A 25,383-nucleotide genomic window follows, 5' to 3' on the forward strand; every position below is an offset into this window, starting at 1 on the left:
GGGTTATCTCCGGGTCGGATCGAAAGTGACGGGCAGCGTGGCCCAGCAGGCATCGTAGTTGGATTGCAGTTGCGGGCATTCGAGGGCGAACTGGCTCGGACGCAGCACTTGGCTGGTTTCGAACATGAAGGCCATGGTGTTGTCGATTTTCGCCGGGGCGAGCTCGGCGTTGATCGCCTTGGTGCAGCTTTCGCCATCCGGGCCGTGGGCGCTCATGCAGCTGTGCAAGGACGCGCCGCCGGGCACGAAGCCTTCGGCCTTGGCGTCGTATTCGCCCTTGATCAGGCCCATGAATTCGTTCATCAGGTTGCGATGGAACCACGGTGGACGGAAGGTTTTTTCCGCCACCATCCAGCGCGGCGGGAAGATCACGAAGTCCAGATTCGCCAGGCCGTGGACACTGGTCGGCGAGGTCAGGACGGTGAAAATCGACGGATCCGGGTGATCGAAACTCACCGTGCCGATGGTGTTGAAACGGCGCAGGTCGTATTTGTACGGCACGTTATTACCGTGCCAGGCCACCACGTTCAGCGGCGAATGATTGAGTTCACAACCCCACAACTGGCCGAGAAATTTCTGCACCAGTGTGGTCGGTTGCTTGAGGTCTTCGTAATGGGCCACCGGGGTCAGGAAGTCCCGCGGGTTGGCCAGGCCGTTGCTGCCGATCGGACCCAGGTCCGGCAGGCGCAGGGGCGCGCCGTGGTTTTCGGCGATGTAGCCGCGGGCTTGTGGGTCGAGCAGTTCGACGCGGAATTTCAGACCGCGGGGCAGCACGGCGATTTCCAGGGGTTCCAATTCCAGCACGCCCAGTTCAGTGACGATGCGCAAACGGCCCTGCTCCGGCACCAACAGCAGTTCACCGTCGGCGTTGAAGAACACGCGCTCCATGGAACGGTTGGCGCGGTAGCTGTAGATGCTGATCCCGGCCGGTTTTTCCGCGCCTGAGTTGGCGGCCATGCTCACCAGCCCATCGATGAAATCGGTCGGCTCGCTCGGGATGTCCAGCGGATTCCAGCGCAGGCGGTTAGGGGTCACTTCACCCAAGGGACCGCCGGCCAGTTGCCGCTCCAGTTTGACGAATGCCGGGTGATTGGCTGATGGCTGGATGCGGTACATCCAGGTCCGGCGTGCTTCGCTGCGGACCATGGTGAACGCGGTGCCGGAGAACAGCTCCGTGTAGAGGCCGTACGGGACTTTTTGTGGGGAGTTCTGGCCGACGGGGAGTGCGCCGGGCAACGCTTCGCTGCTGAATTCGTTGCCGAAGCCTGACTGGTAAGCCAGCGCTGGCGCCGTTGAATCGAGGTTCATGGAGCCTCCTGAACAGGGAGTAGGCAATGGCCTGTCGCTCTGTTGCAGAGGTCTCGGCACGCCAGGGTTATTTTTATCGTAATCGGATTACGCTTAACGTAATTTGATTGGTATTGACCGTCAAGCTATAAAGACGCCCATTCGTCCCGGGATCACACCGCCTCCATGGAAAAGCCGCGCAACAACGATAAACAGAAAGTCCGCTCGGCCGAGGTCGGCACCGACATCCTCAAGGCCCTGGCCGAACTGTCGCCCTCGACCTCATTGTCGCGCCTGGCCGAACACGTGCAGATGCCGGCGAGCAAGGTTCACCGCTATTTGCAGGCGCTGATCGCCAGCGGTTTCGCCGAGCAGAACACCGCGACCAACCACTATGGTCTCGGTCGTGAAGCCCTGCGCGTAGGCCTCGCCGCCCTCAACAGTATGGACGTGCTGAAAGTCGCCGCCCTGCCCCTGGCCGAGTTGCGCGATGACTTGAACGAAACCTGCTTTTTGGCGGTGTGGGGCAATCAGGGCGCAACCGTGGTGCACATCGAACCGGCCGTGCGCGCGGTGACGGTGGTGACGCAATTGGGGTCGGTGTTGCCGTTGCTCAGTTCTTCGACGGGGCTGGTGTTCGGCGCCTTTTTGCCAGATCGGGAAACGATGGATTTACGCGAACTGGAAATCCAGGCCAGCGAAGCCCATGCCTTGGCCGATGATCAGGTCTACGCCGCATTGCGCGGACAGATCCGCGAACGTGGCTTGCACCATGTTCACGGACTGTTGATGCCTGGCGTGGATGCGTTGTCGGCGCCGGTGTTCAATGCGATCGGCCACGTCGCCGCCGTACTGACCATCGTCGGCCCGACATCGTTGTTCCACGCCGATGAAGACGGCCCGGCGGCGCAGCGTTTGCTAGCGGCGACCCGGGCCGTGAGTTGGCGGATGGGGTACTTGCCTGAACAGTAACGTTCAGGCAAAACCGTCCTGAAGAATAAGCCATTCAAATAGCTATTCTTTAGCAACAGCGAAACTTTAACTCATCCGACGACTCAAGCTGGCAAAGCAAACAAAACGAAAACGGGTCATTCGACAACATAAGTAATGTAGCCGACACCTACCGGAACTTTCGTGATCGTTGATACGATACTTGCTATATCTTCAATACGCGAAAGAACATTGAATCCTACTGCCTCGATTCCGACTGGCGCTATAACGCCCAAGTAAATCTTGATAGCCTGACCCCATGCCGAAGCGAAATAAGCGTTAGCGGCCTTATCGTCACCATTACTATACGCAATGATACCGTTAATCACCCCAACGATAACGCGCACAACACCCACCACCACACCTGCGGGAGGGAAAAACAGAGAAACGATATCGGCAATCAAATTAACGGCAATAAAAACATTATTGACAATCGACTCGGAGAGACTAAGCGTCGCACTGTCGACATCTGAAATTATTCGATTTACCCCCCTATCAAACTCGCCCCTGTAAAAGTTGACTGCCTGATTTTGTTGCTCTGTAAAGACATCCCACGACAAACCAGAAAAGTTCTTCCTCTCAAAGTAATTGAATACCGCGTCATAATCTTTAGTAGCGACACCGCTCAGAATCATATCTTGTGTGTCGTGGGTGTGAATATCGCTCATGAATGACAAATACGAACGAAACCGTTGCGCGCTCGGAGCGCCAGGAAGATAAAGAAAATGTTCTATCTTACCCTTTCCAACATTGCTGAATATATAAGCCCCCTCAACACGCCTGCCCGCGATGTGAAACGCGCGAATTCCAGTATTACCTATTTGTGGAGACCATGCCCAAGGGGTGGTACCCGGATCCAAATCCAAATCATCGATGATGTCTTTCAACCAACTGAATTGCGATTCGCTCAGAAACCCTTGCATTTTTTGTTCAAGCGCACCAATCAGCATTTCATTCTGTTTCAGTCGAGCGTGGTACACGCGCCGATGGTTCAGTAGCGAAATGTCGGAGGTATTAGTAAAGCGCTTCAGATACTCGATATACTGGTCTGCCGGCCGCAAACCAATAAATTTGTTAATTATAGCGTAATTCAATCCCTCCACGGCACCTCCATTAACGAACCTTAGATCCATAGCATTAGGAAAGCGGGAATCAGGAAGATCTGACTTCGGCCAAGTGAGATCATCAACACGATCCCACAATTGCCAATTTATAAACAGCTGAGTGAGCGTCATATGTTCCTGACCTCTCAACTTGACGTTCACCTGATCAGGATCTATCTCCACGTACACACCTCGCCGACGCAACTCCCCGTTAATTTCTTTATGCACCAAGTTCCTCGAAAACGAACTCAGCGATTCGAGACCTAACCATTTCTTTCCGCGTTCAAGGATGATTTTTTTATCGGAACCAAGTCGCGTATGAAAATGACGATCAGTGTCTTTGGCTTTTCTATACCATGCAGGGGTAGCGGCCTCTTCTTCAGCTGCGGCCCAGGCAATGAGGTTTTTGACGCCGGCTAATAAAGCGTCCTTTGGATTGTCTGGACGGACGACCAGTACATATTTCAGATAATCACCCCAACTCATATAATCAGACAAACTTATCTCTAATTTACTCATGGGCTCACGATATTCAGCATGAGTTTGGCTATTCAGGTATTCTCTACCCCGCACAGAGAGATGTAGTCTGAGAAGCGTTTTCTGCAAATCGTGCAAGTTATCAAACTCAAACCACTCGCTACCAAGCGGACCACCTGGCATATACAACACATGCATTTTAGGTCCTGGCGCTGTGCCCCTTACGGCATACACCACCACGTCCCTCAGAGGTTTTCTATTCCCATCGGCTACGCCGAAGCTGGTATTGGCCGGGTTGCCCAAGTGATAAGACTCAACCAGGTTATAAGCTTTAGCACTCAGCTGCTTTTGCAGACCAGCCCTGAACAAGCTCAACGCGGTGACACAACTCAGGTTCGTCCGCATGGCGTCCTGCACCGCTCGCAAGGCATAAAGGCTTTGCCGCTGTGCGGCGTATTTAACTCGTAGGTCCAGAAGTTTAATTGCACCTTGCAGGAACGATGGCGTCAAGGAGGGGAAGGCTTTGGCATCTTCAAGTTCCAAATCATAAAGGTGCGTCTCATCATGTACACCCCACATGAAAACCTCCGTCAGCGACTGACGTTGCCCTACCGCTTCTCGAGTATTATTACCCACCCTAATTTCATATTTCTTCAAAACAAAAATATAATCAGGGTCAACTTCCAAGCCTCGAGCCGACAACAGGAATTCTTTCACTGAAATACGCGAAAAAGCCTTGAACGAGGAGGCTGTTTTGGTCTCCTCATAAAGTGCCATGTCGCTTAAAAGATGGGCACGTTCCAATGCGATATGACGGTCCTGATCAATTGCGGAGGCGGCTTGCAACCATTGTGGCCAGTTACTCCTGGTGGCCTGTTCCATATACCGTGCCGCACGCTCGCCAGCATTGGACACCCCATTACCCAGGCATTGTGCGCCCAGTATTTGCCCGATGACCGCTGGAAAGGCGTCATCAGTTTTCTGTACTTTTTTCCAGTAGTGGGCAATATCAAGCATTTGCTTTTCAATCTGCCCGGCAACACAAAATGTAAAAAGATCATCTTTGATACTGAAAAAACGGACTTTAAGCGCGCCCTGCATGGAATGACCGACTTCAACAGGTAGCTCATCAAGCAGCGTCTTGCGACTGTTTTCAGCGCTCAATAGAGCGGTCACGTACTGATGAAGGCTCAGGGAGTCTTTGAATTTCCTGAGCCCTTCAGTCGGCAGATAGAGTGCACAGCTGTAACGGTCATTTTCCGGAACAAGTTCAGGTTTATTGATGCCATTAATTTGTATGACAAATGCCGATGGCAAGACCTGCGGCTCGCCATTAAGCCCTGTAATGGCCACCTTGAAAAACGATTGGGGCCAAACACTGGAAGCCGAATACATCTTATTGATCCAGCCTTGGTCATCGGCGGTGAACATGCCCGCGTGTACGGCCATCTCCAACTCAGACCGGAACGCGCTGGCATAAAGCTGTTCGAACCGGTCCTTAGGTGCCAGCAAAGGCCGTCCTTGAGCGTCTTTATTCGCGGGCGTCACCCAATAGTTGTTCAGCTGAAAGTTGTAACCCGGCACCAGATTTACGAGGATACCCTCAATCAGTTTTTCAATATCATAGATACTGATACCTTTGACTTGTGACGTTTGCGAAGTCGAGTTCGGCTGATCGAAAACGCCATACACACCAATCGTATATTGAGGTTTGAGGTTTTTCTCGAGGCATTCATGGATCACCTGGTACAACGAACCCACCGGGTTATAGCTACCTCGTGAAAGCGTGGACACTTGATTAATGTAAATATCATCTACATTCAGGCGTGGATCCAGACTACCCAGCGCGTCCATTATCAGCGTGCGCATTACCTGTCCGACGTCCGGAATAGAGTTGCATTCGGCGGCGATCGCCGAGTTCACTTTATTGAGCTCAATCAGCTTTTCCTGGACCATCGACAGTTTCTTTTCTTGACTACTCACCAGCACATTCCTTTGTTGATTCGAAGTGACACCAAGCCACTTCTAGAATGCGCCGACCTTATAAAGACCACACAAAGAAAAGAAGTCTAAATTCTTTTCAAAGAATATGTAATAAATAATAAGAATGCCTGCAGCCGCATAAAAACCAAGGCACACGCACGCACCAATCAACTACTCGACCAGCGACAACAGAGCATGACTTATTATTTCTATGTGACGATACCGAGATATTTTGCTTTTGCCACTGCCTGCGTCCTGCGTTCCACACCCAACTTTCCGTGAATTCTTCGAGCATGGGTCTTAACTGTATGGAGCGAGATATACAATTGCTCGGCAATTTGTTGATTTGAGTTACCCATTGCAATCAACTCAAGCACCTCCAACTCCCGCAAGCTCAGAGGATTTATATTGTTTACAGGTAACGATAATTCTGTCTTCGAATTGGACAGTCTATGAACAAACTCGGGCTGACGCAGAGTCACATCACTCAACGCCTGCTGCAGGTGCCATCGGGAAATCAACTCCTGTGCTTTTTGCCAAGCCTCACACGCGGTCATTTCATCACCGCCCAGCCAGGCGATTTCTGATTGAGCCAGGCACAATTCTGTTTCCAGGTTCGCCATACCGCGCTGCCTGGCTTGACGAAGCAGATCATCGAGCTTTACGTGAGGCGTATGACCCAAGCGGACTTGCGCCAGCACCAACAAATACTCAATCCGCGGAATCAACTCCAACGTCGCCGGTGGAGCCTGCCGCGCATTCGGCCCTTGGTAATGGCGCAACACCCGCGTCAACGCCTCAAGGGCCAATTCCGGCCGCCCCTGCTGCAACCAGAACTGGCTGCTGACCTGCAACAGCACGCCGCGATAAACCGTGTCGGGAATCTGCCGCTGCTGCATCAAGCGCTCGGCGTCGCGCAAGCGGATAAAGGCTTGGGCATAGTCGCCCTGATTGGCGGCCAATTGCGCCTGGCCGAGGAAACCATAGAGCACGCGTTTGTCCTGGCTGCGCAGGCAATCGTGCAGGCCCGAATCAAAGAACCCGGCCGCTCGCTCATCCTGGCCCTGGCTCAGGGCCAGACGGCCACGGCGCAAGGCGATACGCCCCAACAGAGGCGTCGCCGGTTCGGGTTGCTGACTCAACAATTCGTGAATGCTGGCCAACAAGCTTTCGGCGCGCCCGGCGGCGCCACGCTGCTCCAGCAATTGCGCGTGATCAAGTTCCAGCAAGCCTTCGAACAGCAGCGAATTCTGTGCCCGCGCCAGGCACAGCGCTTCACGGTTGAGCGCCTGGGCGGCATCAAGATCGGCGTTCAGCAGGGCCTGCTGAGTCAGCCCGGACAGGCACAGCAAACGCGCAGCCCAGGCTTCGGGCCCCAGCTCAGTCAGCGCCTCGATAAAATGCGCACGGGCCGTTTCCATCCGCCCCTGTAAATGCAGCAGCCAACCCATTTGCGCCTGCCAGCGCGCCAATAATTGTCGCTGCCGTGGCGCGGTCGGTTGCGGTGCAAAACGCGCCAATTGTGCAATGCAGCTCGCCGCCTGATCAAAACGTCCGGCGAACAGCAACGCCGCCGTGACCAGCCCGACCAAGTGCGGCGAGCCGAGCATCAGTTCATCACCCTGCTGCTCATGCAGGCGTAGCAGCAACACCACATTCTGGCCGAGAAACAGATGCTCAAGACTGAAATGCTGCAACAGGCTGACCGCTACCTCGAATTCTTCGGCCATCAGCGCTTGTTCGAATGCCGCTTGCCAGTCCTCCTGGGCGCAAAACCACTGGCAGGCCCGTCGATGCCAGGAACGCCCGGCCGGCCACGGCTCATCACGCATCAATTGGCTTAGCGGGGCGAACACCTGCAACCAGTCCGGCGAATCGTGCCAGGCTTCGATAAAACAGCCACGCACTTGTAACTCGAGCATCCAGCGAGCGCCCTCCCCGGCGCCGAACAGGTGTTCGCACAAGCTGGCATTGAACCGTGGCAGATGGGCCAGCACCTGCCAGGCCTCCGCCAGTTCTGCGGGCAAGCAGCTGAACAATTCGTGCTGCAAATAATCGAGCAAGGTGGAGCGGACCGGAGAATGTTGATCCCGCGCCCATTGGCAACTATCGAGCAAGGTAATGCGCACGGCGGCGCACCAACCACCGCTGCGCTGGAAAATGCGCCGGGCGGCTTTCGCCGCCACCGGTGCCTCGACGTGACGCAGCAACTGCTCGATCTCGGCTTGGGTGAACGCCAGCGTTCGCCCTTCGGACTCATGCAACTCGTCGTCCAGCAACAGGCGCGGCCAGTTGCAGTGCGGCCGCCGCCGCCCGCTCAGCCACCAGGTAATGAGCGGGTTGCTGACGGCCAGAAGCTGATCAAGCAAGCCATCGAGTTCCGGCGCAGGAACGCGGCAATAATCGTCGATAAACAACCAGACAGGGGTTTGTACCCGGGCGAAGTACGCCAACACGGCGGACTCGTGGACCGAGGGCAATTCCAGGACTTCAGCCAACCGTTGACAGAACTCCGCCCGACTCAACACCACACCGGACAACGCCAGCCACACCACCCGACACGACGCTGGTGCCTGCAACAAACATTCGGCCAGCAGCGCGCTCTTGCCACTGCCCGCCGGCGCACAAATCAGTTTTACCCGCGCCGGCGACGCCAACAGCGGTTCGCTCAACCGAGCCCTCGGCAAGTGGTGGGACGACAGGCGAGGAAGAAATCCTGGACGATCCAGACACGGGGTCATGGCGGTCATTGCGGCGTGCCTTTTTATAGTTGTGCCGCAACCCTAGCCCTGTGCAACGCGCTTGTTGAGAAGTATTCAGAACGATGATTGCCCCTCATAAAGCACGCGACCCACCAGTCACGCACAAACCCGCAGGAGCAAAGCTTGCTCGCGAAGACGTCGGTACATCCAACGATGATGTTGTTGGACCGAACGCCGCCCCTGTAGGAGCGAGGCTTGCCCGCGAAGGCGTCGTGTCAGCCAACATCATCGTTGGATGGGCAGCCGCTTTCGCGAGCAAGCTTCGCTCCTACAAGGAATGAGGTGTTGCTTAGCGGACGCCCTCCGCGCGCAACGCCGATGGCGTGTAATCCGCCGCCTTGGCTTCGAAGCCGAATTCAAAGCTGTGCTTCTCTTCGTTTTTCATCCCCAGGGCAATGTAGCGACCGGCGATGATGTCGTAGAGCGCTTCAAGGGTGTAGGCCTGGGCCTGGTGATCGTAGTAGTACTGGGCGTGACCTTCCGCGACGCGCCACAATTGGCCGCGACCGTCGTAGTGGTCCACCAGCGCCACTTGCCAGCTGTCTTCGTCGATGTACATGTGACGCTTGGCGTAGATGTGCCGCTCGCTCGGCTTGACCGTGCCGACCACTTCCCAGACCCGATGCAGTTCATAGCGGGTCAGGTCCTGGTTGATGTGCCCGGCCTTGATGATGTCGTCGTACTTGAGGCTCGGCGAGTCGAGTTTGTAGCTGTTGTACGGGATGTACATTTCCTTTTTGCCGATCAGTTTCCAGTCGTAGCGATCCGGCGCACCGGAGAACATGTCGAAGTTGTCGGAAGTGCGCAGGCCATCGGCGGCGGTGCCCGGCCCGTCATACGCCACTTGCGGCGCGCGGCGCACACGACGCTGGCCGGCGTTGTAGATCCACGCCAGGCGCGGTTCCTTGACCTGGTCGAGCGTCTCGTGGACCAGCAACACGTTACCGGCCAAACGTGCCGGCGCGGTCACCGACTGTTTGAAGAAGGTCAGTACGTTGGCGGCTTTTTCCGGGTCCAGGTCTTTCATCAATTGTGGGACGGCGATCTCTTCTTCGAAGCGGATCGGCGTGTAGCTGCCGTTAGTCTGTGGGGTCACCTGGGTGATGATGCGCCGGAGGTTACCGCCGTGATAACGGGTGATGTGGTTCCACAACACCTCCACGCCGTTCTTCGGAATCGGAAACGCGTAATAGCGATTGCCGGTGAAATTGGCCAGGCCGTTGCCGTCGTTGATGCTGGTCACGTTCAACGCGCTGCGCTTGGCCGACTCGTAGATTTCCGGCGGCACGGCGACGGTGCGGTGGGTCGGGTAAACCGGGATCTTGTAGGTTTGCGGGTAGCGCTTGAACATCGCCACCTGGCCTTCCGAGAGTTTGTCCTTGTACTTATCGACGGTTGCCGCCGTGATGACGAACAATGGTTTTTCACTGGCGAACGGGTCGGCGAGAAAGCCTTTGCTGTCCACCGCCCCGGCGTTTTTCGGGATGCCGCCGGTCCAGGCCGGGATCGAGCCGTCGGCGTTGCCGGCCTTCTCCGCGCCCAGCGGCGTGAGGCTGGTGCCGAGCTTGTTGGCTTCTTCGGGCGACACTGCCGCCAACACGTTGGCGGCTAGCAGGCTCAAGGCCAGGGCGCCGCATTGCAGAATTATTTTGCGCATCTAAATCATCCTTCTCAGCCAGATCAGAAGTTCACGCCGAAGCTCAGCGCCAGAAAGTCGCGGTCTTCCAGAACGTTGTAGTCACCGCCAAAAAAGTCGGTGTAACTCAGGCTCGCGGTATAGGTGTTGCGGTAGTCGGCATCGACGCCGACGCTGATGGCCTTGGCGCCTTCGTTGAACAGACCGTTGGGGCCATAGCCGCTGACGTCATGGGACCAGGACAGGTTGGGCTTGAGGTTGATTCCGCCGATCACGTTGGCGTAATCGAGAATCGCCCGGGCGCGGTAGCCCCAGGAGGTCGAGGTGACGAAGCCATCGGTGTCACCGCCGAAACCGTACTGGCCGTAGACCGAGTCACGGCCATAACGCAGCTTTGTCCGCGACTCCAGGCCACCGACCCGCACCACTGCCGCTTCACCGACCAGGGTCAAGCGCTCGGCGCCCCACACCTGGTCGACGAAGTGCGTCAGGGTACTCTGGATCTGGGTCACTTCTTTGCGTCGGTAGCCTTTGTTGTCGGCGCCCGGTGTGGTGGCAATCGGCGAGGCGGCGCCGCCAGCGATCGGATTGATCAAAGCCAGGGTCAGGTCATTGGTATTGACCTGCACCGGGGCGTTGGGCCGGTAGCTGATCTCGCCGGTCCACGCAGTGCCGGTGGGTAAGGTGGTGGAGAAACTCGCGCCGTACAGGCGGATATCTTCCGGGTATTCGAGGTAATACTGGCCGCGACCCAGCATCACGCTCTGGGCCAGACCCGAACCGCTGCCAGGCGCCAGTTGGTTGGCAATGCCGACCATGCCCGGCAGGCTGGCCAGGGTCGATGCGCCGGCGGTCGTGGTGCCGACGGTTGGCGTGCGGCTGTGGTAGTTCATGAAATACAGGCCGTACTCGGTATCGTCACCGAGCCAGCGCAACGCCGTGCCCCACTGCCCTGAATCCCGCGCATCGCGGTCGCCGCCACGGGGCACGATCACCCCTTCACGGGTGACCTGGATCGGCTGGCCAAACGCCGATGCCAGTGGCGCCAACGGGGCAATCGCCGGGCTGCCGACGCTGTAGTTGTTGTTGCAACCGTCCGCCGCCACGTCGACACCGAAGTAGGTGCCGCAGTTGTCGAGAACGGTCTGGTCCCATTCCAGTTGATAGAACCCTTCCACGGTCAGTTGATCGGTCAGGCCCTGGGAGCCGAACAGCATGTTCACCGGGATCAGGCCTTCCTTGATCTCCGCGCCGGGACGCCGAAACGCGGAAACGTCGATCGGGTTGATGCTGTTGATCGAGTTGCCGATGAAGGTACTTTCACCCCAGCTCACGACCTGCTTACCCGCACGCACAGTGCCCGGTAAATCGGCGATGGAATAGTTGTGATAGACGAAGGCGTCGAGGATCTGCGCTCCGGAAGATTTGGCGCCTTCCTTACGACCGCTGTCGCTGATCTGCTTGAACTCGCGGTCCTCGTCCTTGAGCTCGAAGTCGTACCAATACTTGCCGCGCACGAACACCCCGGTGTCGCCGTATTTCAGCTCAAGGTCGTGGATGCCCTTGACGATCTTGGAGAAGGTTTCGCCCTTCTTGAAGTTCAGTCGCCCGTCGTCACCGGTCGATGACTGGCCGGTCCCGCCGTTGACCGTGCCCACCAACGATTTGTCCGCATCGCGCATGCCCCAGCTCGCGCCGACGGAGAGTGACGAATCGAAGGTCCCTTCGATTTCCCCGATATTGAATGCAACGGCGTGCGCCTGGGCGCAGCAACCCAAGGCCACCGCAGCGGCCAGCGCCTGCGGCGTGAAGATGGCGCGCATTGTTGTTTTTGTCATGCGTCTTCCCCGGTGAGTGACAGAAGGCCTCACCCTACTGCCGCGCGTCGAGAGCGATAAGCGCACCAAGGAGGTATTCGCGTTGTACCTCCAAAGGATGAATGCCCGCACGGGACGGGGCTTTGCGCGGGGTATGGATGGGCTGGATGGCGGGTTATCAACTGAACGCATGACGCCGGGTTGGCGCCCGCTCTGTAGCAACTGCCGAAGCCTGCGTCCGGTGTAGCAGCTGCCGAGGTACGAGGCTGCGTTCGGCTGCGAAGCAGTCGTGAAATCAGGCGGCGCGGTGTTTCTGGAAGACCGCGTGCTCAAGTTTTACGACTGCTTCGCAGCCGAACGCAGCCTCGTACCTCGGCAGCTGCTACAAAAGCGGGCGATCCGTGGTTATCCGGGACTGTTACACGCCCCGTAACAGTGCATGTCACGAATCGCTGTTTTTCCTTGGGCTTCAAACCCTTATTCTTGCCGGGCTTTCACGGGAAACCGGCGCAAAGCAAGACGCGAAAGCTTGTGTTGAACCCCAGGCCTTTCGCGCAAGATTTCAGATGAGTTGAAGCTTCTTCGAGTCATCGCCCTGTGTTCACTGACGTTGATTTATTGCTCCTTGATCTACGTCTTACTTCGGCCGCTGCGTTTGCAGCGGCCTTTTTTATGGGCGATGGTTTTTGAACGAGGGGTGTAGCGACGGGATTGGCAGGACTCAGGCAAGCCCTGCCGGATGAAGCTTGATCAGAGGGTATATTTCTGCAAGTTCGCCATCATTTCCTTCAGCGCTTCAATGTTGTCCTTCGGATGCGCCGCGCCTTCGAAATCACAGATCTGCTCCCAGTGCGCCGCCACATCCTCCGGCGAGAAGCCCACCCGCGGATCAAACCCGGCACCGAGACTGCGCTCCCAGCGCACCTTGCCCATCCAGCCGCCGCCGACTTCAAACAGCCCCGATGTTTCCTGGCAATTTTCGCTGGCCAGGTACACCACCAACGGGCTGACCAGTTCCGGCTTGAGCTGTTCGAACACTTGCGGCGGGATCAGGCCTTCGGTCATACGCGTGCCGCCGGTAGGCGCGATGGCGTTGACCAGGATGTTGTTCTTGCGGCCTTCGATGGCCAGGGTGCGAGTCAGGCCGTAGAGGCCGAGCTTGGCCATGCCGTAGTTGGACTGGCCGAAGTTGCCGTAGATACCCGAGGTCGAAGCCGTGAAAATGACGCGGCCATAGTTTTGCTCGCGCAGGTGCGGCCAGGCGGCGCGGGTGACTTTGTAGGCGCCTTCGACGTGAACACGGTAAACCAGGTCCCAATCGGCGTCGTCCATTTTGTGGAAGGTCTTGTCCCGCAGGATGCCCGCGTTGTTGACCACGACATCGACACGGCCAAACACGTCCAAGGCGTTTTGCACCAGTTTGTCGCCGTCGGTGACGGAGTCGTGGTTGGCCTCGGCGGTGCCGCCGGCCTCGCGGATTTCGGCGACCACACGGTCGGCTGCCGACGCGTTGGCACCTTCGCCCTGAGCCGTACCGCCGAGATCATTGACCAGCACCTTGGCGCCTTGTCTGGCGAACAGCAACGCATGCGCCCGGCCGAGACCGCCACCGGCGCCAGTGATGATCACGACTTTATCTTCGAAGCGCACAGACTCATTCATGGGGGACTCCAGCAGGCCAAGGGACGATGACCTCGAGTGTCAGGCACGGGGCGGCGGGTCACAATCAAGACGAGGAGGCTGAATGGTGTGCGATAAGGCTGGGGGATGATGACCGCGATGATGTGGGAGCTGTAGGAGCAGCTTGCTCGCGATGGCGGAATATCAGGCGACGTCGATGTTGACTGTCAGTCCGCTATCGCGAGCAAGCTTTGCTCCTACGGGATTGGGGCATGCAGGTATTGAAGGTCACGAACACGCCACCTTGCGCGGCGCCGAAACCTGCCGATCCCGAAACTCCAGGTAATGCTTGAGCACCTGCCCCGGCGCCTCGGTCTGCGGGTAGTGACCAATGCCCGGCAGCAGCACCGTATCGGGGTTGGGGATCAGCTCCCGATAACGCTCGACCATGTGCGCACCGGAAATCGGATCGACTTCGCCATCGATCACCCGCAACGGCACTTCGTTGCGCTGCATGGCGCCGATCCAGCGCTCGCGCTGGACCCGCCGTTCAGGAATGTAGCCGATCAATTTATGCATGATCCGCGGCCCGCGATTGCTGTCGACCAGGCTCCAGAAATCATCCATCTCGCTTTCGGTCGGTCGGGTCTGGGGGCCGAAGATCTGGCGGAAACTTTTCACCAGCGCATCACGGGTGAAGGCGCGGCCGATCATCCAGCCCAGTGGGCTGAGCAAAAGTTTTTGCGTCAGCAACGGGCGATGGGTTTCGGGAAACAGACCGCCATTGAGGAACACGCAACTGGCGATATTCACTTGAGCTTCGTGATGCCGGGCCAGCAGCTCCTGGGCCACGCTGTCGCCGTAATCGTGGGCCAGCAGGTGCACCGGCTGCTCGATGTTCAGATGCGCCAGCAAGGCCTGCTGCAAATCGGCTTGCTCCAGCAGGCTGTATTCGTGGTTCACCGGTTTGGCCGAATCGCCAAAGCCGAGCATGTCGCAGGCGATCACTCGATAGCGCTGGGCGAGCGGCTGCCAAAGGTAATGCCAGTCCCAACTGGCGGTTGGAAAACCGTGGATCAGCAGGAGCGGCTCACCCTGCCCGGCCGTCCAATAGCGGATGGCCTGGCCACGGAATACGAACGTCTGGCCGTGTTTGCGCCAGACACACAGCGGGATCTCGGCGAGAGGCATCAGAGTTTATAACCCGGGTCTTGTTTATCGAGTTTGCGCAGCAGCGCCGGCCAAGCCAGCGCGCCACCCATCCCTTGAGCACTTTTGGTAACGCCGGCGATCATCGCCTTGGCGCCCGCCAGAATCTGCGGGTCGATGGCGATCAGTTCGGCACCACCGTTTTGCGCGAGCACCTGGATATCGCAGGCGCGCTGGAAGGTGAACATCATCAAAAAAGTATCGGCGATGGTAGCGCCACAGGTCAGCAGACCGTGGTTGTGCAGCATCAGGAAATTGTTTTCACCGAGGTCGGCTTGCAGCCGTGCCTTCTCTTCGTGGTTCAGCGCCACCCCTTCGTAGGCGTGATACGCCAGGCTCGAGAGCACGAACAACGACTGCTGGCTGATCGGCAGGATGCCCTGCTTCTGCGCCGACACAGCAACACCGGCAGCGGTGTGGGTATGCAGCACGCAGACCACGTCGTGACGCACTTCATGCACGGCGCTGTGGATGGTGTAGCCCGCCGGATTGATCTCGTAGGGGCTGTCCATCAGCTTGTTGCCGGCCTGATCGACTTTGACCAGGCTCGACGCGGTGATCTCGTGGAACATCAGCCCGAACGGGTTGATCAGGAAGTCTTCGGTGCCCGGCACCTTGGCCGAAATATGGGTAAAGATCAGATCATCCCAGCCATGTGAGGCGACCAGGCGATAACAGGCGGCGAGGTCGACGCGGGTCTGCCACTCGGCGGCACTGACCTGGTCTTTGACACTGTTGGACGATTGGACGGGGGTGACACTCACGGCAAGGACCTCTCTTTTCTTATAGTTTTACTCACGTGTCAGCAGTCTAGTCAGCCCTCGGAGTTCGTGTAGTTGCATTCGCAGCCAGCTTGATGGCCGAGCGAGTCACAGACGCCATGACCTTGGATCCATGTCAAAGCACCGACGCCAACAAGGGCGCCGCGAACAGGTTCAGCAGCCCTGTCAGAACCATGACCAGCCCCGCCACCGAGCCTTCTTCGCCGCCGACTTCATGGGCCCGACTGACTCCGGCGCCGTGAGCCCCGACACCAAACAATGCACCGCGCGCCAGGGCGCTGCGCAGGGGCAGCCACTTGAGCAGAACGCCGCCGAGCATCGCCCCGATGACCCCGGTAAACATCACGAACACTGCAGTCAGTTCCGGCACGCCGCCAAGATCGTGGGCCAGCGGCATGGCGAAAGGCGTGGTGATCGAACGAGGCACCAGCGACATCGTCACCGAGCTGTCCAGCGCCAGCGCCTTGGCCAGGCCGAACGAACTGCCGATAGACGCCGCGCTGCCCGCCAGCATCCCGAGCAGCAACGCCGACCAGTGCCGCGCCAGCATCTGCCGCTGCTGCCAGATCGGTACTGCGAAGGCCACGGTGACCGGGCCCAGGACCAGCATCAGCCAATGGGTGTTGCTCGAATACTCGGCATAGGCCGTGTGCAGCGGCACGGCGAGCGCCAGCAACAGCGCCGGGACCAGAATCAGCGGCGACAATAGATAGCGGCCGGTGCGCCGATAGATCCAGCGGCTGAACAAATAGGCCAGCAGCGTGAACGCCAGCCAGAACATCGGCATCAGCTCAAGCTTCATGGGGCCTCCTCAAACGGACGACCAACTCCACGGTAAACGCGGTCACCAACATCACCATCAACGTGCTGACACCGATCACCAGCAGAATCCGCCAGCCGTCGTCGCGCAGCAGGCCGCCGTAATCGAGCAGGCTCATCAAAGCAGGAATAAAGAACAGCAGCATCTCGGCCATCAACAACCCGGCGCCCATCTGCAACGCCGCGGGCTTGACCCAACCGCAGGCGAACGCCAGCAGCAACAACGCCATGCCGATCACGCCACCCGGAATCGGCCAGGAAAACCAGGCGGCCAATTGGCAGCCGAGCAGGTAGATCGCCAGCAGCACGGCCAGCTCGGCGATCAGTCGGGAAAGGTATTTGACGGTGGATGTTTTCATGATTTCGGTCCTCACAGGCGCTCATTTTACGGAGTGGGCTGCTATCCCCGAAGCGAATTGTTAGACTCGAAGCCATTCCAAAATGGAATCACGGTAATGGAATTCAAACAGCTGCGCAGCTTCGTCGAAGTGATGCATCAGGGTGGTTTCACCCAAGCGGCCAAGACCTTGCACATCAGCCAATCGGCGGTGAGCAAGCAAGTCGCCCAGCTTGAGCAAAGCCTCGGAACCCCTTTGCTCGAACGTCTCGGCTCGCAGTTACGCCTGACCGCCGCCGGCAGCGTGGTGCTGCAACGGGCCGAAGGCATGCTGAGATTGCGCAATGAGTTGCTCAGCGAGCTGGATGACTTGAGCCAACTGGCCCGCGGCGAGTTGCGTCTGGGTTTGCCGCTGCTGGGCAGTGACGCATTGTTCGCCGGGCTGTTCGCCGAATACCGGCGACGCTACCCGAACATCAGCATTCATTTGCTGGAAGGCGGCAGCCGGAACATCGAGCAAGCGGTGTTGAGCGGCGAACTGGAACTGGGTGGCAGTCTGCTGCCCAAGGATCCGCAATTCGCGTTTCAGCCGTTCTGCGATGAACCGCTGGACGCCCTGCTGCCGGCCGATCATCCGCTGGCAACGAAGACCGTGATTGGGTTGGAGGAGTTGGCTGACACGCCGTTCCTGCTGTACCAGCGCAGCTTTGTGCTCAATGACCGCTTGCTGCAAGCCTGCCAACAGATGGGCTTCACGCCCAAGGAAGGCGGTCGCAGCGGCCAGGCGGATTTTCTCGCCGCGCTGGTGGCGGCCGGGCAAGGCGTGGTGCTGTTGCCCAGTGTTGTGGCGCGAGGGCTGGTGCGGCCAGGCGTGGTGCGCCTGACCTTGAATGCGCCGGCCTATCTGCGTTGGGACATTGCCTTTATCTGGCGCGACGGCGCGTACCTGTCAAAGGCCGCCCAAGCCTGGCTCGCGCTGTTGCGCGAGTGCCCGGTCAGCCCCGCAGAGCCGTGACCAGCTCCGCCAGCCAAGGCTCGGCGTCGGTTTCCGGCGTGACGCTTTCGCTGGCATCCAGGCGCAACATCGGCAGCACTTCGCGCAGGCCCAGTTCGCCGAACAGTTCGCGCATCTGCTCGCCACCGCCGCAAAAGGTATCGCCATAACTCGCATCGCCCAGACCGATCACCGCGCCGGGCAAACCACGCCATGCTGCAGGCAGTTGGTCACGAATTACCGAATACAACGGTTGCAGGTTGTCCGGCAGTTCGCCCATGCCCGTGGTCGACGTCACCGCCAGGAAGGCGTCGGGGCCGAATGCCTGGACGTCAGCCAGGCTGGCGCGAGGGTTGTGCCAGGTCTCGAAACCGGCGTCTTTCAAAATATTCGCAGCGTGCCGGGCGACTTCTTCAGCCGTGCCGTACACCGAGCCGGAAAGGATGGCGACTTTCATCAATCTGTTCCTGAAGCTGTAAAAGACCGGCGATATTAACAGCACCGGCCAAAAACCTGCGATTGCCTCTCAATTAGCGCGGATGGCCAGTGGACAGCTCATTGGGTTCTTCTAGAATGCTGCGCTCAATCAACTTGGAAAGGATTCTCTGATGATCAACGCTCAACTGCTGCAAATGGTGATCAACGCCTCCAACGACGGCATCGTGATTGCCGAAAAGGAAGGCGAGCAAGACGACATTCTGATTTACGTCAACCCGGCCTTCGAACGCATGACCGGTTACACCAGCGAAGAAATCCTTTACCAGGACTGCCGCTTCCTGCAATCCGGCGATCGGGATCAAGCAGCGCTGGCGTTGATTCGCGAAACGCTGGACAGCGGCGGTTCATGCCGGGAAATCCTGCGTAACTACCGCAAGGACGGCACACCGTTCTGGAATGAACTGTCCCTTTCGACAGTTAAAAACGAAAGTGACGGACAAACCTATTTTGTCGGTGTACAAAAAGATGTGACCATTCAAGTCAAAGCACAGCAGCGGGTGGCGCAATTGGAAGCACAGGTGGCTGAACTGCAGGCCGAGCTGGCTGCGCTCAAAGCGACGGACGGCGAAAACAAAACAGCGAATTAATTGTCATTAACTACAATCACCGATGACTTTGTAACTTTTATTTACGAGCAAGCCATGCAACGCGACGCACTCCTGACCCAGGATGAGCTGGATTTTATCCAGACCATGCAGCACAACCCGCAGCTCAATGTGCGGGATGCAACGTCGAGCCTGCTCGTCAACGGTGGATCGCAGATCCGGGATCTGCTCACGCGCCTCGCGGCCCATGAGCAGGTCACCATCCAGGCCAACTTCGAAAATCAGCAAATGACCTTCCCGCTGCACCTGGTGGAGGACGAGTTCCATGCGCTGCATTTGCGCCTGGGCGTGCCGAGTATTTTTGAAGACGGGCCAATGGTCCGGCCCTGGCGCCTGACACTCGAGGAGCCGGTTGCACTGGAGAATGCCAAGGGCCAGCCCGGCGCGATGTGGGTTCACGAAGTGTCGTTCAAAGGGGTACTGTTGGAAGTTCGCAACAAGACCAAGCCGCCGAAGCATTTTGCGTTGTGGTTCAGCCCGTCAGGTTATGAGCGGATCGCCTTGCGCGGCACGTTCGAACGGGAAACCGAGCACGGCTTCTTCGCCTATCAGTTGAGCCAGAGCGACAAGGACGAAACCGAACGCCTGCGTCAGTTCATTCTCCAGCAACATCGCCTGACCCATCCCGCCCTGCACGTCTGAGCCTCACGTATCCAGGTTGCCCGCCAGGAACTGCTTCAGACGCTGTCGCATCAACAAACCCTCGTTACCCAGACAACCGATCGATGATCCGGCCAGGCTATCCTGCGCCAGGTCGGACGCATCACCGGCGAGCATCAGCCGGCAATCCAGACTCAAGGCCAGGCGATTCAAACGTCGTGGCAACTCGGCGGAAGGTACGTGATTGGAGAACAGTACCAGCGCCAGGGGCTGGATTCTTTCACAGACCAGGGTCAACTCATCGAACGGTTGGCCAATCGTGAGCACCCGCACGCCCGAATCCATCCCGCTCAAAAACAACGCGGCGACCAGCAGTTCGAGTTCATGGCACTGTCCGGCCAAGGCGCTGACCACGATCCGGCGCGGCGAGGCATCACGTATCAGCAGCAGGCGCTGTGCCACGCGTGATCGCAGGAACGCATCGAAGAACAACCATTCGCTGGTCTGGCCGAAGCCTTCCTGGCGCTGCACCAGTTGCTTCCACAGCGGCATCAGAATGTCCTGGAACACCACGGGCAGCGAGTAACTGGAAAAGATCTGCCCGTACACCCGCTCCAGTTGAACGTCGTCAAACGCGCTGACAGCGGCCCGGACCTGCTGCTGCCATTGGGCGTAGTCGGCCAGTACGAGTTCATTGGGGATGATGTGCGAGAGCGTTTTGAGCGGTTCGGTCTTCGCCAGAATCTTGCCGACCTTGCTCACCGCCACACCGCGATCAATCCAGCCGAGGATGCTGCGAACCGTCTCGATATCGGCCATTGAGTACAGCCGATGCCCGCTTTCGGTGCGCGTGGGCTGGATCAGGCCATAACGACGTTCCCATGCCCGCAATGTGACCGGGTTGATACCCGTCAGGCGTGCCACCTCTCGAATCGGAAACAGCTCTTCCCGTTCCAGGGAAGCAGTTGGCAGCAAGCCAGGAACATTGTCAGTCAGGACAGGCATTGGGGGGGCGATCGTTCATTAGTAAAATTGGATCCCATTTAACGCCTATCCCCCGCAATCATTCAAGTTATTGATGGGTGACGAATGTCTCTGGTGTAATTTTCATATTAGGGAATAATCCTTGCTTGTCCAAAGACGCAGCCCACTACCCCGGCGCTGCGCCTGGCGAAACTCCTACCCGGAGCGACGCGTTTGTCATACGGAGATACAAAATGTCTACCTCACCCGTCACGCTGATGGTGGCGCGCCGCGTTGCCGATGGACGTTATCAGGACCTGATCGCCTGGTTGCGTGAAGGCGAACAACTGGCCACCGACTTTCCCGGTTATCTCGGTTCTGGCGTGCTCGCTCCGCCGCCCGACGATGACGAATTCCAGATCATTTTCCGCTTCGCAGACGAGCAGACCCTGCACGCCTGGGAGCATTCCGCCTCGCGCACCGCCTGGCTGGCACGCGGCAGCGACTTGTTCGCCCACCCGACCGAACATCGGGTCAGCGGCATCGAAGGCTGGTTCGGTGCTGCCGGGAATCGCCCGCCGCGCTGGAAACAGGCGGTGGCGATCTGGCTGGCGTTCTTTCCGGTTTCCCTGCTGTTCAATTTTGTCCTGGGGCCGTTGCTCGGCGAAATGAGCCTGCTGCCTCGGGTACTGGTCAGCACCCTGTGCCTGACGCCATTGATGGTCTATTTCTTTATTCCGCTGTCGACCCGTTTGCTGGCCAACTGGCTGCACAGCACGCCGACGCGGCCAATTCCCGTCGCGCCCACCACCCAAAATCCGTAACCCCTGTAGGAGCGAGGCTTGCCCGCGAAGAACGATGACACGGTTTGACAGATAGACCGGCGGCGTCTTCTTCGCGGGCAAGCCTCGCTCTTACAAAAGCCACCACACGCTTTGTCGCTGGTATAGTTTTGCTCTAACCGCGACGCGAGCCGTTCATGACCTCTTCCGCAGCTCCCATCCTCATCACCGGTGCCGGCCAACGAGTCGGCCTGCATTGTGCGCAGCGTTTGCTCGAAGACGGTCACCGGGTGATCTTCAGCTACCGCCGCGAACGCCCCGGCGTGCAGGTGTTGCGCGATCTCGGCGCAATAGCGGTGTTCGCGGACTTCGCCAGCGAAGCCGGGATCCTCGCGTTCATCGGCGAACTCAAGACCCACACCGACAGCCTGCGGGCGATTGTGCATAACGCGTCGGAATGGCTGACCGAAACCCCGGACACCGATGCCCAGGCCTTTACCCGAATGTTCAGCGTGCACATGCTCGCGCCCTACCTGATCAACCTGCACTGCGCTGACTTGCTCGAACGCTCGAGCCCGGCCGACATCGTGCACATCAGTGACGACGTAACCCGCAAGGGCAGCAGCCAACATATCGGTTATTGCGCCAGCAAAGCCGGGCTCGACAGCCTGACCCTGTCCTTCGCCGCGAAATATGCGCCGGCGATCAAGGTCAACGGCATCGCCCCAGCCCTGCTATTGTTCAATCCCGACGACGACGCGGCGTACCGTGCCAAGGCCCTGGCCAAGTCCGCGCTGGGCATCGAGCCCGGCAGCGAAGTGATCTACCAGAGCCTGCGCTATCTGCTCGACAACCCTTATGTCACCGGCACGACCCTGACCGTCAACGGCGGACGGCACGTCAAATAAGCCGCCCCGCGAGGATATTTCATGACGTTATCCCTGCCTCAGAACGCCTTATCCCAGAGCTACCGCGACATCCTCATCGGCCTCGGTGAAAACCCCGACCGCGAAGGCCTGCAAGACACCCCGATGCGCGCGGCCAAGGCCATGCAATACCTGTGTCATGGCTATGAGCAAACTGTCGAGGAAATCGTCAACGGTGCGCTGTTTTCGTCCGATACCGACGAGATGATCATCGTCGCCGACATCGAGCTCTATTCGCTGTGCGAACACCACATGCTGCCCTTCATCGGCAAGGCGCATGTGGCTTATATTCCGACGGGCAAAGTGTTGGGCCTGTCGAAGATTGCACGGCTGGTGGACATGTTCGCCCGTCGCCTGCAGATTCAGGAAAACCTCACCCGGCAGATCGCCGACGCGGTGCAGCACGTCACGGACGCCGCCGGGGTCGCCGTGGTGATCGAGGCCAAACACATGTGCATGATGATGCGCGGTGTCGAGAAACAGAATTCGACCATGAACACCTCGGTGATGCTCGGCGCCTTCCGCGAGTCGAGCAACACCCGCCAGGAGTTCCTGCAATTGATTGGACGGAGCAAGTAGCAATGCCACAACTTCAACCAGGAATGGCGCGCATCCGGGTCAAGGACCTGTGCCTGCGCACCTTCATCGGCATCAACGAGGACGAAATCCTCAACAAGCAGGATGTGTTGATCAACCTGACCATCCTCTACGCGGCGCAAGACGCGGTGCGCGACAACGACATCGATCACGCGCTGAACTACCGCACCATCACCAAGGCGATCATCGCCCACGTGGAAGGCAATCGCTTTGCCCTGCTCGAACGCCTGACCCAGGAAATCCTCGATCTGGTCATGGTCAACGAGTCGGTGTTGTACGCCGAAGTGGAAGTCGACAAACCCCACGCTTTGCGATTTGCCGAGTCGGTGTCGATCACCCTCGCGGCGAGCCGCTAAGCGCGTCTGGCGCATTAGGCGTCAGGCTTTTATCATCCGCGCCACGATTTGATTGCACAGAGCCCGCCATGAACGATCAACAACGCCTGGAACTTGAAGCCGCCGCCTTCCGCCGGCTGGTCGCGCACCTGGACAGCCGCAAGGATGTGCAGAACATCGACCTGATGAACCTCTCGGGTTTCTGCCGCAACTGCCTGTCCAAGTGGTACAAGGCCGCCGCCGACGAACGCCAGATCGAGGTCAGCCTCGACGACGCCCGCGAAGTGGTTTACGGCATGCCTTACGCCGAGTGGAAAGCCCAATACCAGCAAGAAGCCAGCGCCGAACAACAAGCGGCGTTCGCCAAAGGAAAACCCAATGAGTGATTTGAACACCCTGCGCGCCAGCCTCAACAGCGGCGAACATGCTTTCGCCGATACCCTGGCATTCATCGCCGCCGGCTACGATTACCAGCCGCAAGCCTTCAACAACGGTGGCGTGGAAAACGCTGCCGGGCAGAATGAAGGTTCGTGCAAGACCCTCGGTCTGGCGTTGCTGGAAGGCTTGAGCGATGAAGAAGCGCTGTTGGCATTTGGCGAGCATTACCGTTCGGTTGTCGCCACGCCGGAAGGCAGCGATCACGGCAATATCCGCGCGTTGATTGCCCATGGATTGGCCGGTGTGAAATTCACCCAACAGCCCCTGACTCGCCGCTAAACGCTTTTTCCTGTAGGAGCGAGGCTTGCCCGCGATGGCGATCTCAAGAACGCCATCGCCGGCAAGCCGTGCTCCTACAAGGGGCGCAACACATCCCGACTTTTAAGATTGACCCGGCGACTTTATTTCGTTTGCCGGCCCCCTCTGCTCGCGGCTTAGATAAAAAGAAGCAACCCTTCTTCCGAGTCAGGTATCCATGAGCAGCGAAACCATCAGCCAGTCGATCAACGTCGTTCATCCCGTCACGCTCAGCCACGGCAAAAACGCCGAGGTCTGGGATACCGAGGGCAAACGCTACATCGACTTCGTCGGCGGCATCGGCGTGCTGAACCTCGGCCATTGCCATCCGCGCATCGTCGAAGCCATTCGCGAACAAGCCACCCGGCTGACCCACTACGCGTTCAACGCCGCCCCGCATGGGCCTTACCTCGAACTGATGGATCGCCTCTGCACCTTTATCCCGGTGGATTACCCGGTCAGCGGCATGCTCACCAACAGCGGCGCGGAAGCGGCGGAAAACGCCCTGAAAATCGTTCGCGGTGCCACTGGCCGTACAGCCGTGATTGCCTTTGATGGCGCCTTTCACGGTCGCACTCTTGCGACCCTCAACCTCAACGGCAAGGTCGCGCCCTACAAACAGAAAGTCGGCGTGCTGCCGGGTCCGGTCTATCACCTGCCCTTCCCGAGCAAGGACAACGGCGTGACCTGCGCCGAGGCGTTGAAGGCGATGGAGCGGCTGTTCAGCGTCGAGATCGACGTGAATGACGTGGCGTGTTTTATCGTCGAACCCGTGCAGGGCGAAGCAGGCTTCCTGGCAATGGACGTGGAGTTTGCCCAGGCGTTGCGGCGCTTCTGTGATGAGAAAAACATCCTGCTGATCGCCGATGAAATCCAGTCCGGTTTCGGTCGTACCGGTGAGCGGTTTGCCTTCTCGCGCCTGGGCATTGAACCGGATCTGATCCTGCTCGCCAAAAGCATCGCCGGCGGTATGCCGCTCGGCGCGGTAGCCGGGCGCAAGGCACTGCTCGACACCTTGCCCAAGGGCGGACTCGGTGGCACCTATTCCGGCAACCCGATCGCCTGCGCTGCGGCCCTGGCAACCCTGGACGAGATGACGGATGCGAACCTGCACGCCTGGGGCTCGCAACAGGAAGAAGCCATCGTCAGCCGTTACGAAGCCTGGCGTGCCAGCAAGCTTTTCCCGTTTCTTGGCCGCCTGACCGGTGTCGGGGCGATGCGCGGTATCGAACTGCTCAACGTCGACGGCACACCGGCCTCAGCGCAATTGACCCAGTTGCTGGCCCTGGCGCGCGATGCGGGTTTGCTGCTGATGCCCAGCGGCAAGTCGCGCAACATCATTCGGCTGCTGGCACCGCTGACCACTGAAGCGGCGGTGCTGGAGGAAGGCCTGGACATCTTCGAGGCCTGCCTGGCCAAGCTTTCCTGACAACGCAAACTGCGATCCGGGACTGACATAGCGAATTATGTTCGCTTGTGGTCCTGGATTTAGCGTCGCAATACTGCCCGACTACCCCTTTTATCTA

At 58.5% G+C, this 25,383-nt stretch carries 23 protein-coding genes; 11 read left to right on the forward strand and 12 right to left on the reverse strand.

Features of this window, described 5'->3' with window-relative positions; genetic code table 11:
• Positions 1–3: 3 nt before the first annotated feature.
• Positions 4–1,308, reverse strand: a complete 1,305-nt coding sequence (gene hmgA / locus HKK53_RS15545) for a homogentisate 1,2-dioxygenase (protein WP_169371555.1) — start codon at positions 1,306–1,308, stop codon at positions 4–6.
• Between the two features lie 165 nt (positions 1,309–1,473).
• Between hmgA and HKK53_RS15550 the strand changes: the two genes are divergently transcribed.
• Positions 1,474–2,259 (forward strand): IclR family transcriptional regulator, encoded by a 786-nt coding sequence (locus HKK53_RS15550; RefSeq protein WP_169371556.1) that lies wholly within the window; start codon positions 1,474–1,476, stop codon positions 2,257–2,259.
• A 116-nt stretch (positions 2,260–2,375) separates the two neighbouring features.
• On the opposite strand, the gene HKK53_RS15555 is transcribed toward HKK53_RS15550, so the two are convergent.
• The 9 genes from HKK53_RS15555 to HKK53_RS15595 all read right to left on the reverse strand — a co-directional run bounded on the left by HKK53_RS15555 (position 2,376) and on the right by HKK53_RS15595 (position 16,844).
• Positions 2,376–5,840: a dermonecrotic toxin domain-containing protein gene (locus HKK53_RS15555; RefSeq protein WP_169371557.1), complete on the reverse strand. Its 3,465-nt coding sequence runs from the start codon at positions 5,838–5,840 to the stop codon at positions 2,376–2,378.
• Between the two features lie 209 nt (positions 5,841–6,049).
• Positions 6,050–8,590: a LuxR C-terminal-related transcriptional regulator gene (locus HKK53_RS15560; RefSeq protein WP_169371558.1), complete on the reverse strand. Its 2,541-nt coding sequence runs from the start codon at positions 8,588–8,590 to the stop codon at positions 6,050–6,052.
• 301 nt (positions 8,591–8,891) lie between these two features.
• Positions 8,892–10,259 (reverse strand): DUF1329 domain-containing protein, encoded by a 1,368-nt coding sequence (locus HKK53_RS15565; protein WP_169371559.1) that lies wholly within the window; start codon positions 10,257–10,259, stop codon positions 8,892–8,894.
• A gap of 23 nt (positions 10,260–10,282) precedes the next feature.
• Positions 10,283–12,076, reverse strand: coding sequence for a DUF1302 domain-containing protein (locus HKK53_RS15570; RefSeq protein WP_169371560.1), 1,794 nt, complete (start codon positions 12,074–12,076; stop codon positions 10,283–10,285).
• Positions 12,077–12,805: 729 nt separating this feature from the next.
• Positions 12,806–13,717, reverse strand: coding sequence for an SDR family oxidoreductase (locus tag HKK53_RS15575; RefSeq protein WP_169371561.1), 912 nt, complete (start codon positions 13,715–13,717; stop codon positions 12,806–12,808).
• Between the two features lie 246 nt (positions 13,718–13,963).
• Positions 13,964–14,866: an alpha/beta fold hydrolase gene (locus HKK53_RS15580; protein ID WP_169371562.1), complete on the reverse strand. Its 903-nt coding sequence runs from the start codon at positions 14,864–14,866 to the stop codon at positions 13,964–13,966.
• A complete protein-coding gene (locus tag HKK53_RS15585; RefSeq protein WP_169371563.1) occupies positions 14,866–15,648 on the reverse strand; it encodes a class II aldolase/adducin family protein in 783 nt (260 codons plus the stop codon). The genes HKK53_RS15580 and HKK53_RS15585 overlap by 1 nt, the downstream gene beginning before the upstream one ends.
• Before the next feature lie 133 nt (positions 15,649–15,781).
• Positions 15,782–16,468 (reverse strand): LrgB family protein, encoded by a 687-nt coding sequence (locus tag HKK53_RS15590; RefSeq protein WP_169371564.1) that lies wholly within the window; start codon positions 16,466–16,468, stop codon positions 15,782–15,784.
• The gene (locus tag HKK53_RS15595; protein ID WP_169371565.1) at positions 16,458–16,844 is read right to left on the reverse strand and encodes a CidA/LrgA family protein; all 387 of its coding nucleotides are present in this window, start codon (positions 16,842–16,844) and stop codon (positions 16,458–16,460) included. Before HKK53_RS15595 ends, HKK53_RS15590 begins: the two co-directional genes overlap by 11 nt.
• 96 nt (positions 16,845–16,940) lie before the next feature.
• On the opposite strand from HKK53_RS15595, the gene HKK53_RS15600 reads away from it, so the two are divergent.
• Positions 16,941–17,837: a LysR family transcriptional regulator gene (locus HKK53_RS15600; RefSeq protein WP_169371566.1), complete on the forward strand. Its 897-nt coding sequence runs from the start codon at positions 16,941–16,943 to the stop codon at positions 17,835–17,837.
• Here the strand turns inward: HKK53_RS15600 and HKK53_RS15605 are convergent.
• Positions 17,818–18,273, reverse strand: a complete 456-nt coding sequence (locus tag HKK53_RS15605; RefSeq protein ID WP_169371567.1) for a flavodoxin — start codon at positions 18,271–18,273, stop codon at positions 17,818–17,820. The two genes, HKK53_RS15600 and HKK53_RS15605, sit on opposite strands and share 20 nt — an antisense overlap.
• Before the next feature lie 151 nt (positions 18,274–18,424).
• On the opposite strand from HKK53_RS15605, the gene HKK53_RS15610 reads away from it, so the two are divergent.
• Positions 18,425–18,901, forward strand: coding sequence for a PAS domain-containing protein (locus HKK53_RS15610; RefSeq protein WP_169371568.1), 477 nt, complete (start codon positions 18,425–18,427; stop codon positions 18,899–18,901).
• A 54-nt stretch (positions 18,902–18,955) separates the two neighbouring features.
• A complete protein-coding gene (locus HKK53_RS15615; protein ID WP_169371569.1) occupies positions 18,956–19,561 on the forward strand; it encodes a hypothetical protein in 606 nt (201 codons plus the stop codon).
• Between the two features lie 3 nt (positions 19,562–19,564).
• Here HKK53_RS15615 and HKK53_RS15620 read toward each other — a convergent pair whose 3' ends face one another.
• Complete coding sequence (locus HKK53_RS15620) at positions 19,565–20,524, reverse strand: MerR family transcriptional regulator (protein WP_169371570.1); 960 nt, start codon at positions 20,522–20,524, stop codon at positions 19,565–19,567.
• Between the two features lie 212 nt (positions 20,525–20,736).
• On the opposite strand from HKK53_RS15620, the gene HKK53_RS15625 reads away from it, so the two are divergent.
• The 7 genes from HKK53_RS15625 to HKK53_RS15655 all read left to right on the forward strand — a co-directional run bounded on the left by HKK53_RS15625 (position 20,737) and on the right by HKK53_RS15655 (position 25,286).
• Positions 20,737–21,306 (forward strand): antibiotic biosynthesis monooxygenase, encoded by a 570-nt coding sequence (locus tag HKK53_RS15625; RefSeq protein WP_169371571.1) that lies wholly within the window; start codon positions 20,737–20,739, stop codon positions 21,304–21,306.
• A gap of 155 nt (positions 21,307–21,461) precedes the next feature.
• Complete coding sequence (folM, locus tag HKK53_RS15630; RefSeq protein ID WP_169371572.1) at positions 21,462–22,172, forward strand: dihydromonapterin reductase; 711 nt, start codon at positions 21,462–21,464, stop codon at positions 22,170–22,172.
• Between the two features lie 21 nt (positions 22,173–22,193).
• Positions 22,194–22,769, forward strand: coding sequence for a GTP cyclohydrolase I FolE (folE, locus tag HKK53_RS15635; RefSeq protein ID WP_169371573.1), 576 nt, complete (start codon positions 22,194–22,196; stop codon positions 22,767–22,769).
• A 2-nt stretch (positions 22,770–22,771) separates the two neighbouring features.
• Entirely contained in the window at positions 22,772–23,143 is a 372-nt protein-coding gene (gene folX / locus HKK53_RS15640) for a dihydroneopterin triphosphate 2'-epimerase (protein WP_133838572.1), read from the forward strand.
• A gap of 68 nt (positions 23,144–23,211) precedes the next feature.
• Positions 23,212–23,508, forward strand: coding sequence for a DUF1244 domain-containing protein (locus HKK53_RS15645; protein ID WP_017336573.1), 297 nt, complete (start codon positions 23,212–23,214; stop codon positions 23,506–23,508).
• Positions 23,501–23,839, forward strand: a complete 339-nt coding sequence (locus HKK53_RS15650; protein WP_163908458.1) for a HopJ type III effector protein — start codon at positions 23,501–23,503, stop codon at positions 23,837–23,839. The genes HKK53_RS15645 and HKK53_RS15650 overlap by 8 nt, the downstream gene beginning before the upstream one ends.
• A 196-nt stretch (positions 23,840–24,035) precedes the next feature.
• Positions 24,036–25,286, forward strand: a complete 1,251-nt coding sequence (locus HKK53_RS15655) for a 2-aminoadipate transaminase (RefSeq protein WP_169371574.1) — start codon at positions 24,036–24,038, stop codon at positions 25,284–25,286.
• Positions 25,287–25,383 lie beyond the last annotated feature (97 nt).

This window comes from Pseudomonas sp. ADAK7 (genome assembly GCF_012935675.1).
Lineage (GTDB): Bacteria > Pseudomonadota > Gammaproteobacteria > Pseudomonadales > Pseudomonadaceae > Aquipseudomonas.

Coding starts and splice junctions, on each gene's coding strand:
- hmgA (WP_169371555.1), bottom strand. CDS start 1,308: ATGAACCTCGATTCAACGGCGCCAGCGCTGGCTTACCAGTCAGGCTTC.
- HKK53_RS15550 (WP_169371556.1), top strand. CDS start 1,474: ATGGAAAAGCCGCGCAACAACGATAAACAGAAAGTCCGCTCGGCCGAG.
- HKK53_RS15560 (WP_169371558.1), bottom strand. CDS start 8,590: ATGACCGCCATGACCCCGTGTCTGGATCGTCCAGGATTTCTTCCTCGC.
- HKK53_RS15565 (WP_169371559.1), bottom strand. CDS start 10,259: ATGCGCAAAATAATTCTGCAATGCGGCGCCCTGGCCTTGAGCCTGCTA.
- HKK53_RS15570 (WP_169371560.1), bottom strand. CDS start 12,076: ATGACAAAAACAACAATGCGCGCCATCTTCACGCCGCAGGCGCTGGCC.
- HKK53_RS15575 (WP_169371561.1), bottom strand. CDS start 13,717: ATGAATGAGTCTGTGCGCTTCGAAGATAAAGTCGTGATCATCACTGGC.
- HKK53_RS15580 (WP_169371562.1), bottom strand. CDS start 14,866: ATGCCTCTCGCCGAGATCCCGCTGTGTGTCTGGCGCAAACACGGCCAG.
- HKK53_RS15590 (WP_169371564.1), bottom strand. CDS start 16,468: ATGAAGCTTGAGCTGATGCCGATGTTCTGGCTGGCGTTCACGCTGCTG.
- HKK53_RS15595 (WP_169371565.1), bottom strand. CDS start 16,844: ATGAAAACATCCACCGTCAAATACCTTTCCCGACTGATCGCCGAGCTG.
- HKK53_RS15600 (WP_169371566.1), top strand. CDS start 16,941: ATGGAATTCAAACAGCTGCGCAGCTTCGTCGAAGTGATGCATCAGGGT.
- HKK53_RS15605 (WP_169371567.1), bottom strand. CDS start 18,273: ATGAAAGTCGCCATCCTTTCCGGCTCGGTGTACGGCACGGCTGAAGAA.
- HKK53_RS15610 (WP_169371568.1), top strand. CDS start 18,425: ATGATCAACGCTCAACTGCTGCAAATGGTGATCAACGCCTCCAACGAC.
- HKK53_RS15615 (WP_169371569.1), top strand. CDS start 18,956: ATGCAACGCGACGCACTCCTGACCCAGGATGAGCTGGATTTTATCCAG.
- HKK53_RS15620 (WP_169371570.1), bottom strand. CDS start 20,524: ATGCCTGTCCTGACTGACAATGTTCCTGGCTTGCTGCCAACTGCTTCC.
- HKK53_RS15625 (WP_169371571.1), top strand. CDS start 20,737: ATGTCTACCTCACCCGTCACGCTGATGGTGGCGCGCCGCGTTGCCGAT.
- folM (WP_169371572.1), top strand. CDS start 21,462: ATGACCTCTTCCGCAGCTCCCATCCTCATCACCGGTGCCGGCCAACGA.
- folE (WP_169371573.1), top strand. CDS start 22,194: ATGACGTTATCCCTGCCTCAGAACGCCTTATCCCAGAGCTACCGCGAC.
- folX (WP_133838572.1), top strand. CDS start 22,772: ATGCCACAACTTCAACCAGGAATGGCGCGCATCCGGGTCAAGGACCTG.
- HKK53_RS15645 (WP_017336573.1), top strand. CDS start 23,212: ATGAACGATCAACAACGCCTGGAACTTGAAGCCGCCGCCTTCCGCCGG.
- HKK53_RS15650 (WP_163908458.1), top strand. CDS start 23,501: ATGAGTGATTTGAACACCCTGCGCGCCAGCCTCAACAGCGGCGAACAT.
- HKK53_RS15655 (WP_169371574.1), top strand. CDS start 24,036: ATGAGCAGCGAAACCATCAGCCAGTCGATCAACGTCGTTCATCCCGTC.